Raw genomic sequence first — 11,219 nt, 5'->3', positions numbered from 1 at the left:
CCCAGCGCCCGGACGCCGCGGTGCCCGCTCCCTCGGCGACGGCCGCGGCGACGGCGTCCACCGGGTCGTCGAACACCGGGGGCGGGGGTGCCGGCCGGGCCGGGCCGATCCGCAGCAGTTCGCCGTCGAGCACTCCGAGGCCCTCGAGCGTGGCCGCCGGTGGGAGCACACCGCCGGCGGCCCCGGCGAGCTGCCAGGGCAGCAGCGGTGGGGCGCCCCGGGGCTCACCGATCAGCTCCAGCACCATCGGGACGAGCTCGGCGACCGGGACGTCCGCGGGCAGGGCGACGTCCACCCGGCCCTGCGGCGCGACGAGCGTGATCCGGCAGAACGCGGTACCGGTCGTCATGCGTCCTCCGGAGCTGGTGACTTCTGCGAAACGGCCCCGCGGGTGGCCGGGGCCCTGCGAGTATCAACGGGCCCGGGGCCGTCCCGTGGGCGAACGGGAGAAGTCGTGGGGGAAGCTGTGCCGAGCACGATCGCGGTCCGCCGGGCCCGCCGCGAGGTCCCGCCGATGCCCACCGGCGAGCTCCCCGTCGAGCCGCCGCCGGAGCCGGAGCGGATCGTCCCCGGCGGGATCCTGAACCGGCTGATCCCGGCCGCCACGATGCTCGGCTCGATCGGGTTCGTCGCGGTGATGGGCGTCGACAACCCGACGTCCTGGCTGTTCGGCGGGATGTTCGCGCTGTCGTCGATCGGCATGCTCGTCTCCGGGGCGGGCGGCCGCGGGGACCGGACGGCGACGCTCGACGAGGATCGCCGGGACTACCTGCGCTACCTCGGGCTGCTGCGCGGCCGGGTCCGTACGGTCGCCGAGGCGCAGCGGGCGGCGCTGGAGTCCGCGCACCCGCCTCCGTCGGCGTGGCCGGCGGTGCTCGCGGCCGGGAGGCTGTGGGAGCGCCGCGCCTCGGACGAGGACTTCTGCCGGCTCCGCGTCGGCCTGGGGGCGCAGCGGCTCGCGACCCGGCTGAGCCCGCCGCGGACCGGTCCGGTCGACGGCCTGGAGCCGGTCACGGCGCTCGCGCTGCGGCGGTTCCTGGTGCGGCACACGGTCGTCCCCGAGCTGCCGGTCGCCGTGGACCTCGCCGCCGGGCCCACCGGCACGGCGCTCTGGCTGGAGGGAGAGGACCCCGCGGACCTGGACCCCGCGCGGGCGCTCGCGCGGGCTCTCGTCGTGCAGTACGCGCTCTGGCACAGCCCGGCCGACGCGCTGCTCGCCGTCCTCGCCCCGGCGCCCCTCGTCCCGCGATGGGAGTGGGTGAAGTGGTTGCCGCACAACGCCCATCCCCGCCGTCAGGATGCGGTCGGTCCGATTCGGATGATCACCGACGACGGCGACGACGTCCGGCGGTGGTGGCTCGACGAGGGCGCCGGCCACTCCGGGAACCTGCTCCTGATCGTCGACGGCGCCGCGTCGCCGGGCGCGTGGGCGAGCTCGCCCGGGGTGACCGTGCTGCGCATCGGGGCCCCGCCGGGACGCCGGGCGGCGCCGTCGGTGGTGCGACTGCTCGTCGGGCCGTCGTCACTGGCCGGCCCGGGAGGGGAGCCCGGTTACGGGGTCCCCGACGCGGTCACCGCCGCCGAGGCGCTCGCGTTCGCCCGCCGGCTCGCCCGCTACCGGCCGGCGGACTCGGACTGGAGCGACGGCCCCGAGGAGCACGGGCCGGACACCCCCGCGGGCCTGCCCGAGCTGCTCGGGGTGCCCGCGGGGATCGGCCCGGAGACCGTCGACCCGCTCCGCCGGCGCTGGCGCGGCACGCCCGCGGACCGGCTGCGCGTCCCGCTCGGCCTGGACTCCGTGGGCCGTCCGGTCCTGCTGGACCTCAAGGAGTCCGCGCAGGGCGGCAGCGGCCCGCACGGGCTCTGCGTGGGCGCCACCGGATCCGGGAAGAGCGAGCTGCTGCGCACCCTGGTCCTCGGGCTCGTCGCGACGCACTCCCCGGAGGACCTGAACCTGGTGCTCGTGGACTTCAAGGGCGGCGCCACGTTCCTCGACCTCGGCGGGCTCCCGCACGTCTCGGCCGTGATCACCAACCTGGCGGACGAGCTGGCGTTGGTGGACCGGATGGCGGACGCCCTGGCCGGGGAGATCACCCGACGGCAGGAGCTGCTGCGGGCGGCGGGCAACCTCTCCGGGATCGTCGAGTACACCGAGGCGCGGGCCGGCGGTGCCTCGCTCGCGCCGCTCCCGGTGCTGCTCATCGTGGTCGACGAGTTCTCCGAGCTGCTCGCCCGGCACCCGGAGATGGTGGACCTGCTCGTGCAGATCGGCCGGCTCGGCCGCTCGCTGGGCCTGCACCTGCTGCTCGCCTCCCAGCGCCTCGACGAGGGCCGGTTGCGCGGGCTCGAGTCCCACCTCTCCTACCGGATCGCGCTGCGCACCTTCTCCGCGTCGGAGTCCCGGGCGGTGCTCGGCGTGCCGGACGCGCACCGGCTGCCGCCCGCGCCGGGGTCCGCCTTCCTCACGACCGGGACGGACGAGCTGGTGCGCTTCCGCGCGGCGTACGTGTCCGGCCCGGTCTCCGGCCCGGCGGCGCCCGTCGCCGGCGTGCGCCGCGCCCGCCTGTTCGGGATTGTGCCGGTCACCGACGAGCCCGCGGCGCTGCCGCCCGCCGCGAGCGCCCGGTCAGTGCTCGACGAGGCGGTCGCCGCGCTCGCGGATCGCGGCCCGCGGGCGCACCGGGTCTGGCTGCCGCCCCTGGACGTCCCGCCGCCGTTGGACCCGGTCCTCACCCTGAGCACCGGCGGGCGGCTGCGGGTGCCCGTCGGTGTCGTCGACCGGCCTTACCTGCAGCGCCGGGACCCGCTCGTCGTCGACCTCGCCGGGGCGGCCGGGCACGTCGCCGTCGCGGGCGGGCCGCGGTCGGGGAAGTCGACGGCCCTGCGGACGCTCGTCACCGCGCTCGCCGCGACCCACACCCCGTCCGAGTTGGGGGTCCACGTGATCGACATGGGGGGCGGCGGACTCGCCGCGACGGCCGCGCTGCCGCACGTCGGGACGGTCGCCGGACGGCAGGAACCGGATCTGCTGCGGCGGGCCGTCGCCGAGGTCGCCGGCCTGCTGGAGCGGCGCGAGGAGCTGTTCCGGACCGCCGGCCTGACGTCGATCGACGAGTTCCGTGCCCGCCGGGCGGCCGGGGCGTTCCCGGACGAGCCCGCGACGGACGTCCTGCTCGTGATCGACGGCTACGCGTCCTTCCGGGCGGACTTCGAGGCCGTCGAGGCGCGGCTGCTCCCGCTGGCCACCCGCGGCCTGGCGTTCGGGCTGCACCTCGCGCTCTCGGCGGGCCGCTGGAGCGAGATCCGGCCCGCGCTGAAGGACCTGCTGGGCAGCCGGATCGAGCTCCGCCTGGGCGAGCCGTCGGACTCCGAGGTGGACCGGCGCAAGGCCGCCGACGTGCCGCGCCGGCCGGGGCACGGGCTCGCCCGGGACGGCGCCCCGATGCTCCTCGCCGCCCCGCGGGCGGACGCCCCGGACGGGGAGTCCGCGCTGATCGCCCGGATCGTCGCGGCGCACCCCGGCGCGGTGTTCCCGCCGGTCAGGCTGCTGCCCGAACGCATCCCCGTCGCCGAGCTCGCGGCGCTGCCCGGGGGCACGGGCCTGCGGATCGGGGTCGACGAGGAACGGCTCGGGCTCGTCGAGCTCGATCCGGCCGGGGAGCCGCACCTGCTGTGCTTCGCGGACGCGGAGAGCGGCAAGACGTCGCTGCTGCGGCTGCTCGGGCACGCCGTCGCCGCGACCTGCACCCCGAAGCAGGCCCGGCTCGTGGTCGTCGACCACCGGCGCGGGCTCCTCGGCGCCCTCCCGGACTCCCACCTGCTCACGTTCTGCGGGACGGCGGACGCCACCGCCGCCGCGGCCCTGGACCTCGCCGAGTCCCTGCGCCGGCGGCTCCCCGGACCGGACACGACCCCCCGCGTGCTGCGGGAACGCAGCTGGTGGACCGGCCCGGACGTCTGGCTGCTGGTCGACGACTACGACCTCGTCGCGCCGTCCGGTGCGGCCGGGCCGCACCCGCTGCTGCCGCTGCTGGAATTCCTGCCGCAGGCCAAGGACGTGGGCCTGCACGTCGTCGTCGCCCGGCGCAGCGGCGGCGCGGGCCGCGCCCTGTTCGATCCCGTGCTCGGCCGCCTGCGCGAGCTCGGCTCGCCGGGGCTGGTGATGAACGGCAGCCCGGACGAGGGCTCGCTGGTCGGCTCCACGAAGCCGGCGCCGATGCCGCCGGGCCGCGCCACTCTGGTGGACCGCAAGGGGGCCCGCCGCGTGCAGCTCGGCTGGCTGGCGCCGGAGGAGGGCTGATGTCCGTGCGCGTCGCCGTGGACGTGGGGAGCACCGGGACCCGGGTCGCGGCGGCCGGGCCGGGTGAGGAGCCGCGGCTGCTTGGCGTGCTGCCCGCCGGGACGTCCGTGCCCGCGGCGGTCGCGCTGCTCGTCGCCGGGACGCCGCGGGACGTCCTGGTGCTCGGCACGTCGATCCCGCGGGCCGTCGCGGCGACCGCGGGCCGCCCCGGGGTCCGGCTGGTGGTCGACGCGGGTGCCTCCGGCACGACGTTGTCCCTGGTGAACGGCCTGCGGGTGCTCCGCGAGCGGCGCGTCCCGATCGGCGGCGCGACGCTGGACGACGCGGTGGGCGCGGTCCTCGGCGCGAGGCTCGGCGCCGGACCTGCGCGGCCGGGGAGCGCCCGCGCCGTCCGGGAGGCGCTCTCGCTGCGCCCCGAGATCCGGCTGCGGGCCGGGGACACCCGCGTGCGGATCGGGGCGGACACGGTGCGGGAGACGCTGGTGGGGCCGCTCGGCGAGCTGGTGTGCCACGCGCGGGGTGCGGCGGCGGAGGTGCTGCTGGTCGGTGGTCTGGCGCGCACACCGCTGCTCGCCGAGCTGTTCGACCGCGCGGGTCCCGCGTCGGTGGTCGTCGCGGACCGGCCCGAGACGGCGGCGGTGCGGGGTGCGCTCGACGTGCCACGGCCCGTGCCCGACCTCGCCGAGGAGCCGGACGATCACGTGCGGCTGCCACCGGTCCCGGACGGGCGCCGGCTCACGCCGCGGCGGCTCGCGCTCGCGGCCGCTGCGGTCGTCGTCGCGGCGGGGCTGCTGGGGGTCGGGAAGCTGCTCCCGGCGCCGGAGGTCACCGCGTCGCCGTCGGAGCTCGTGGTCCAGTACGGCTACTCCGTCCCGTTGCCCGAGGGGTGGGAGCACACCGGTGGTGAGCCGGAACGACGGCGCGTCCTGCTCACCCCGCGGGACGCCCCGGACGGTGCCGAGCTGATCTCCGTCGAACGCACCGCTCTCGGCTACGACGCCACCCGCGAACCGGAGCGCGCGCACGCGGAGCTGCGCGCCGCCTACTCCGACGGGCTCGCGGCCGGCGAGGCCCTCGAGGACCTCGACCCGAATGCCCGCTTCGCCGGACGCGCGGTGGTGCGGTTCCGCCAGCTCCTGTCCGGCGGAGCCGTGCACGTCGACTGGTACGTCGTCCTCGACGGGACGGACCAGCTCAGCGTCGGGTGCCGGTACGCGGGCCCGGACCCGGCGGACGCCTGTGCGGAGGTGGTGTCGGGGGTCCGCGGCGTATGACCCGCTGAGCCCTCCCGGCCCTGCTCGGCCCGCTTCCACCCCGAGAGCGTTCCCGATCGTGAAGCGTGGTCCCGAACGGCCACGGGCGCCGCGATCGTCCTGCGATCGTCACCGCAGAAGGCCACACCGGTGGCCGGACGAACGAAACCCAGGGGTGATGCGCGATGGCCGGTGGATTCGGGACGAGCGTCGAGGAGATGCAGCGGGCGGGCCGGCAGGTCCTGTCCGTGGACCAGAGCGTGCGGTCTGAGCTGACGGCGCTGCGCACGCAGCTCGAGCCGCTCGCGGGCGCGTGGCGGGGCGAGGCGGCCACCGCGTTCGCCGGGCTGATGGCCCGCTGGGATGCGGACGCCCGTTCGTTGAGCGAGGCGCTGCGCGGGATCGGCGAGTCCATCCAGGGCTCGGGCCGGACGTACCAGCAGCAGGAGGACGCCCAGTCGTCCGCCCTGTCCGCGATCCGCCGGACGCTGGGCTGATCGCCGTGTCCGAGATCAAGGTGACGTTCGGCGAGCTCGCCGCCGCCCAGACCTCCGTCGCGGGCACCGCCCGGCGGATCGCGGCCCAGCTCGAGGACCTCAAGCGCCGGCTCGGGCCGCTGGCCGCCACGTGGGAGGGCCAGGCCGCCGTGGACTACGCCGCGAAACAGCGGCAGTGGGACAGCGCGGCGGCGGACCTGGGCGCCGTCCTCGCCCGGATCGGGGTCGCGCTCGGCGCCGCGAACGACGGTTACCAGCAGGTCGAGCGGGCCAACGCGGGGCGCTGGACGTAACATGGCCACCGGTGCCGTTGTGGGCCGCTGACCTGGGGTTCCGCCGCGGAGAGGGGGCGTTTTGCACTCCCTTCCACGTGGCGGGTACCCTGATGTTTCGTGTTGCGGCGGGTGGAGACCCGCGATCACCTCCGGGTGATCGTCAGCTGGTGCGAAGGTTTCGACCTCCGCGCGGCCGGCGTCCACAGCGCCGCACGATGACGAGAGACGACCCTTCGAGGCATCCGAGCCCGAGAACGACGAGGTAGATCCGTGCCCACGTACAGCCCGAAGCCCGGCGACATCACCCATGCCTGGCACGTGATCGATGCGTCCGACATCGTGCTCGGCCGCCTGGCCACCCACGCCGCGACCCTGCTGCGGGGCAAGCACAAGCCGACCTACGCCCCGCACATGGACACCGGTGACTTCGTGGTGATCATCAACGCGGAGAAGATCGCGGTCTCGGGCAACAAGCTCACGGACAAGTTCGTGTACCGGCACTCCGGTTACCCGGGCGGCCTCCGGAAGCGCTCGGTCGGCGAGATGATCGAGAAGCACCCGGACCGGCTGGTCGAGAAGGCCATCACCGGGATGCTCCCGAAGAACCGTCTCGGCCGCGCGATGGCCAAGAAGCTGAAGGTCTACGCGGGTCCGTCGCACCCGCACGCCGCGCAGCAGCCGCAGCCGTTCGAGATCACCCAGGTCGCCCAGTGACCACGCCCAGCAACGAAGAGGGACAGCCCGTGACCACCCCCGAGGCCCCCGACCAGGAGGTCTACACCTCCGACTCGGACAACGCCGAGAACGACTACACGATCGGTGACGCGGCCGGCTACGACGCCGACGCGGCCACCGACACCGAAGCCGTCGACACGGACATCGAGTCCGGCGAGGACTTCGCCGTCGACGCGCCCGTCGTCTCGGACCACCCCGTGCAGACGGTCGGCCGCCGCAAGGAGGCCATCGTCCGGGTGCGCCTCATGCCCGGCACCGGCAAGTTCCAGCTCAACGGCAAGCCGCTCGAGGTCTACTTCCCCAACAAGCTGCACCAGCAGCTGATCCGGGAGCCCCTCGTCACGGTCGAGAAGACCGAGCGCTTCGACATCTTCGCCAACCTCCACGGTGGCGGGACGTCGGGCCAGGCCGGCGCGCTGCGCCTGGCCATCGCCCGCGCGCTCATCGAGGTCGACCTCGAGGACCGCCCGGCGCTGAAGAAGGCCGGCTTCCTCACCCGTGACCCGCGTGCCGTCGAGCGCAAGAAGTACGGCCTCAAGAAGGCCCGCAAGGCGCCCCAGTACTCCAAGCGCTGATCTCACCCGGATGCGTCGACTCTTCGGAACCGACGGCGTCCGAGGCCTGGCCAACGGCGAGCTCCTCACACCGGAGCTCGCCGTTGCCGTTTCCGCCTCGGCCGCCCGTGTGCTCGCCGCCCATCGTGGGGCCGCGGGCCGACCTGTCGCCGTCGTGGGCCGCGATACCCGGGCCAGCGGTGAGATGCTCGAGGCCGCCGTTCTGGCGGGCCTCACCTCGGCCGGTGCGGACGCCGTGCGCGTCGGAGTGATCCCGACCCCCGGCGTCGCGCACCTGGTCGCGGAGCTGGGCGCCGACCTGGGCGTCATGATCTCGGCGTCGCACAACGCCATGCCGGACAACGGCATCAAGATCTTCGCCGCGGGCGGCCACAAGCTGCCGGACACGATCGAGCTGGAGATCGAGCAGGCGATCGACGCCGGGCCTCCCCGGCACCGGCCGACCGGTACCGGCATCGGCCGCGTCCGGGACCAGACGGACGCCGTGGACCGCTACGTCGCCCACCTCCTCACGAGCACCCCGCGGTCGCTGGAGGGCGTCCGGGTCGTCGTGGACTGTGCGCACGGTGCCGCCGCCGAAGCCGCTCCGGCGGCCTACGCGAAGGCCGGCGCGGAGGTCGTGGCGATCCACGCCTCCCCGGACGGGCTGAACATCAACGACGGCGTCGGATCGACCCATCTCGGTCCGTTGCAGGAGGCCGTGGTCGCCCACGGCGCGGACCTGGGCATCGCGCACGACGGGGACGCGGACCGCTGCCTCGCCGTCGACGCGGCGGGTCGCGTCGTCGACGGGGACAAGATCATGGCGGTGCTCGCGCTCGGAATGAAGGACGCCGGCACGCTCGTCGACGACGTCCTGGTCACCACGGTCATGAGCAACCTCGGCCTGCACATCGCGATGCGCGAGGCGGGCGTCGGGCTGCGGGTCACGGGCGTCGGGGACCGGTACGTGCTGGAGGAGCTGCGCGCGGGCGGGTTCAGCCTCGGCGGCGAGCAGTCCGGGCACGTCGTGCTCCCGGACCACGCCACCACCGGCGACGGCCTGCTCACCGCCCTGCGGCTGATGGCCCGGATGGCCGAGACCGGCTCGTCGCTCGCCGAGTTGGCAGGGGTCGTCACGACGCTGCCGCAGGTTCTGATCAACGTGTCCGTGGGGGACAAGGCCACCGTCGCCGCGTCGCCCGCGGTGGCGTCGGCGGTCGCCGAGGCCGAGGCGGAGCTCGGGGACACCGGTCGCGTCCTGCTGCGCCCGTCGGGCACCGAACAGCTGGTCCGGGTGATGGTCGAGGCCCCCACGGCCGAGGTCGCCCAGCGCACCGCCACCCACCTCGCCGAGATCGTCGCCTCCGCCTGACCCAGGCGCGGCGACTCGCGGGGGAGTCCCGCGAGTCGCGGTCCGGGGCCGCGCGAGTCGCGGTCCACCGTCGCGCGAGATGGCAGCCGAGCTCCTGGGCTGCAGCCTCGAGGTGAGTCCCGGTCGTCAGGTCGGCTCGTCCCCGTCCGGCAACAACGGCAGCACGACCCCGCGCGAATCCTGCGTGTGACGGCCCTCGGTCCCCGGTAACCGGGCGGAGCCGCCGCGGGCCGGGCCGGTCAGACCATGCAGCAACGCAGGGCCGTCGTCGTCGCTCTCGGGCATCGCGATCCGGCGGACGACGCGGGCGAGCTCCGCGGCCAGGTCGGCCTGCCGGCCCAGCTCCCGCCCGACCAGGTCCGTCCGCTCCACCCACGTCCGTCCGCGCCCGTCCGGGCTGGCCTCGTCGATCGTCCGGCTGAGCCGGGCCGCGTCGGCGACGGCGTTCTGCAGCCGCTCCGCGAGCAGCGAAAGCCGGTCCGCCGGGTGGTCCGCGTTCACCCCCGCCCGCCCGGATCGAGGACGACGGCGTCGTCGAGCCCGGTCACCGCAGCACGCTCCGCGGCGCGGCTGCGCCGCGCCGCCCGCCACAGTTCGTCCGCGAGCCCGGCGATCTCCTGCGCCGCCCGCCCGACGGTGAACCGGAGCTCCTCGTGCTCGTCCGCGATCTCGCGCGGCAGCAGCCCCTCGGGATCCAGCGCCGGGAGCCCGTCGAGATCGGCCGCCAGCGCGGCGGCCAGCGCGGCGGCGGCGTCGAGCCCGTCGGGGTCGTGATGCAGGTCGGCACGCACGCCGACGAGCATCGCGCGCCCTTCCCCCGGCGCGTGGCGCAACGGCGAAACCGTTCACGATCGTGCACGCCGAGGCCCCGACCGCAGGCCCGCTCGGTTACGGCGTGGGGGTGAGGTGCACCAGCGTGGTGCTCGGGACCTTGCCGTCCACCAGGTCGTCCACCCGGTCCTCGTCGCAGAGGTGCTTGAGCAGGAAGGCGGTCATCAGCGCGCGGGTGATCCGGCGGGTCTTGCCGTTCGGGCTCCCGGAGAGCAGGAGGTCCGTCCAGTGCGGGCCCGTCATGAACTCCGTGTGGCTGGCCTTCCCGATCGTCCGCAGCCAGACGGGCCCGCCCGCGGCCTGCGCGATCGGCTCCGCGTGCCCGGCGATCGGCGCGACCGTGTCCTTGCCGCCCGCGATGTGCAGCGTGGGGACGGTGATCCGCCGGGCCGCGTCGATGGCGGACGGGCGGACCTCGGCAGGGGCGAGCGTCACGACCGCGGCGACCTTCGGGTGTGCGGCGGCCGCGAGCAGCGCCGCGCCGGCCCCGGTGCCGTGGCCGGCCAGGGCGGTACGACGCGAGTCCACGCTGATCCGGCCGTCGCCCAGCCGGACGCCGGCGCACACGTCGAGCGTCGTGCGCAGGTCCGCGGAGAACCGGGCGGCGCTGGGCAGCGGCCCCCGCTGGCTGGCCGGCGCGGCCGCGACGATTCCCCAGGACGCCAGGTGACGCAGCAGTTCGGCGTAGCGCGACGGCGGCTGCAGCCAGTCGTGCCCGAACGCGACGGCGGGCAGGCCGAGGCCCTCCTGCGGCGCGTAGACGACGCCGGGCAGCCCGACGAGACCCAGGTCGCCGCGCAGGACCGGATTGGGCCCGGGCCGGGACAGCTGCTCGAGCGCGTCCTTGGCGTTGCGCAGCGCGGGCGGACGGGTGAACGTGCTGGTCCGGCTCACAACCGCGAACGCTACCGTCGCCGCCCGCGGTGCGCCCACCCCGCCCGCGGCACGGGACGTCGAGCCGCCGCCCGGTGCGGGTGCGCGGATCCGCACAGCGGATGTGGTGGTAACGCTCCCGACCCCGATCCCTTCCCTCAACAACGTTCCGACCAGGCCGGAAAGCGTTCCGGCAACCGGGGTCGGGACGAAAGGGAAGATCATGAACGCCAGGATCGGACGTACCATCGGCACGCCGGCCGCGGCCGGAGGGCTGCTCCTGGGCCTGAGCGCCTGCAGCTCGGTCGTCACCGGCGACGACGGCAAGGCGCAGATCACGAGCACGGTGCAGGAGCAGCTGGGGACGTCCGCGAACTCCGTCGACTGCCCGGACGACCTCGAGGCGGAGGTCGGCGCGTCGGTGCAGCGCAACGTCGTCATGCCGGACCGCACCTTCGACGTCGTCGCCGAGGTGACGTCGGTCGAGGGCCGCAACGTCAAGTTCGACATCAACCAGGTGTGAGCC

At 75.4% G+C, this 11,219-nt stretch carries 12 protein-coding genes; 8 read left to right on the top strand and 4 right to left on the bottom strand.

The window, feature by feature from the left end; genetic code table 11:
* On the bottom strand, positions 1-349 hold a 349-nt coding region (locus JWP64_RS22570), incomplete at its 3' end, for an EsaB/YukD family protein (protein ID WP_297500499.1).
* A 105-nt stretch (positions 350-454) separates the two neighbouring features.
* Here JWP64_RS22570 and eccCa point away from each other — a divergent pair.
* From eccCa to glmM, 7 genes are all read left to right on the top strand, one after another.
* Positions 455-4,300, top strand: coding sequence for a type VII secretion protein EccCa (eccCa, locus tag JWP64_RS22565; RefSeq protein ID WP_366890412.1), 3,846 nt, complete (start codon positions 455-457; stop codon positions 4,298-4,300).
* Positions 4,300-5,574 (top strand): type VII secretion-associated protein, encoded by a 1,275-nt coding sequence (locus JWP64_RS22560; protein ID WP_297500497.1) that lies wholly within the window; start codon positions 4,300-4,302, stop codon positions 5,572-5,574. The genes eccCa and JWP64_RS22560 overlap by 1 nt, the downstream gene beginning before the upstream one ends.
* A 164-nt stretch (positions 5,575-5,738) precedes the next feature.
* Positions 5,739-6,050, top strand: coding sequence for a WXG100 family type VII secretion target (locus JWP64_RS22555; protein WP_297500493.1), 312 nt, complete (start codon positions 5,739-5,741; stop codon positions 6,048-6,050).
* Positions 6,051-6,055: 5 nt separating this feature from the next.
* Positions 6,056-6,343 carry a WXG100 family type VII secretion target gene (locus tag JWP64_RS22550; RefSeq protein WP_297500490.1) on the top strand — a complete coding sequence of 96 codons (288 nt, stop codon included), beginning with the start codon at positions 6,056-6,058 and terminating at the stop codon, positions 6,341-6,343.
* Between the two features lie 252 nt (positions 6,344-6,595).
* Positions 6,596-7,039: a 50S ribosomal protein L13 gene (gene rplM / locus JWP64_RS22545; protein ID WP_297500487.1), complete on the top strand. Its 444-nt coding sequence runs from the start codon at positions 6,596-6,598 to the stop codon at positions 7,037-7,039.
* Positions 7,040-7,068: 29 nt separating this feature from the next.
* Entirely contained in the window at positions 7,069-7,635 is a 567-nt protein-coding gene (gene rpsI, locus JWP64_RS22540) for a 30S ribosomal protein S9 (RefSeq protein WP_297500484.1), read from the top strand.
* Positions 7,636-7,645: 10 nt separating this feature from the next.
* On the top strand, positions 7,646-8,989 hold the full coding sequence (glmM, locus tag JWP64_RS22535; RefSeq protein ID WP_297500481.1) for a phosphoglucosamine mutase: 1,344 nt from the start codon (positions 7,646-7,648) through the stop codon (positions 8,987-8,989).
* 126 nt (positions 8,990-9,115) lie between these two features.
* Here glmM and JWP64_RS22530 read toward each other — a convergent pair whose 3' ends face one another.
* The 3 genes from JWP64_RS22530 to JWP64_RS22520 form a co-directional block, all read right to left on the bottom strand.
* Positions 9,116-9,490, bottom strand: coding sequence for a hypothetical protein (locus JWP64_RS22530; protein ID WP_297500478.1), 375 nt, complete (start codon positions 9,488-9,490; stop codon positions 9,116-9,118).
* Entirely contained in the window at positions 9,487-9,780 is a 294-nt protein-coding gene (locus JWP64_RS22525; RefSeq protein WP_297500475.1) for a hypothetical protein, read from the bottom strand. Before JWP64_RS22525 ends, JWP64_RS22530 begins: the two co-directional genes overlap by 4 nt.
* Positions 9,781-9,877: 97 nt before the next feature.
* Positions 9,878-10,714 (bottom strand): alpha/beta hydrolase, encoded by an 837-nt coding sequence (locus JWP64_RS22520; RefSeq protein WP_297500472.1) that lies wholly within the window; start codon positions 10,712-10,714, stop codon positions 9,878-9,880.
* 202 nt (positions 10,715-10,916) lie between these two features.
* On the opposite strand from JWP64_RS22520, the gene JWP64_RS22515 reads away from it, so the two are divergent.
* Positions 10,917-11,216, top strand: coding sequence for a DUF4333 domain-containing protein (locus JWP64_RS22515; protein WP_297500469.1), 300 nt, complete (start codon positions 10,917-10,919; stop codon positions 11,214-11,216).
* Positions 11,217-11,219 lie beyond the last annotated feature (3 nt).

Origin of the sequence: Pseudonocardia sp. (assembly GCF_025465255.1) — a bacterium.
Taxonomy (GTDB): domain Bacteria; phylum Actinomycetota; class Actinomycetes; order Mycobacteriales; family Pseudonocardiaceae; genus Pseudonocardia.
This window is presented reverse-complemented; position numbering and strand designations above follow the sequence as displayed.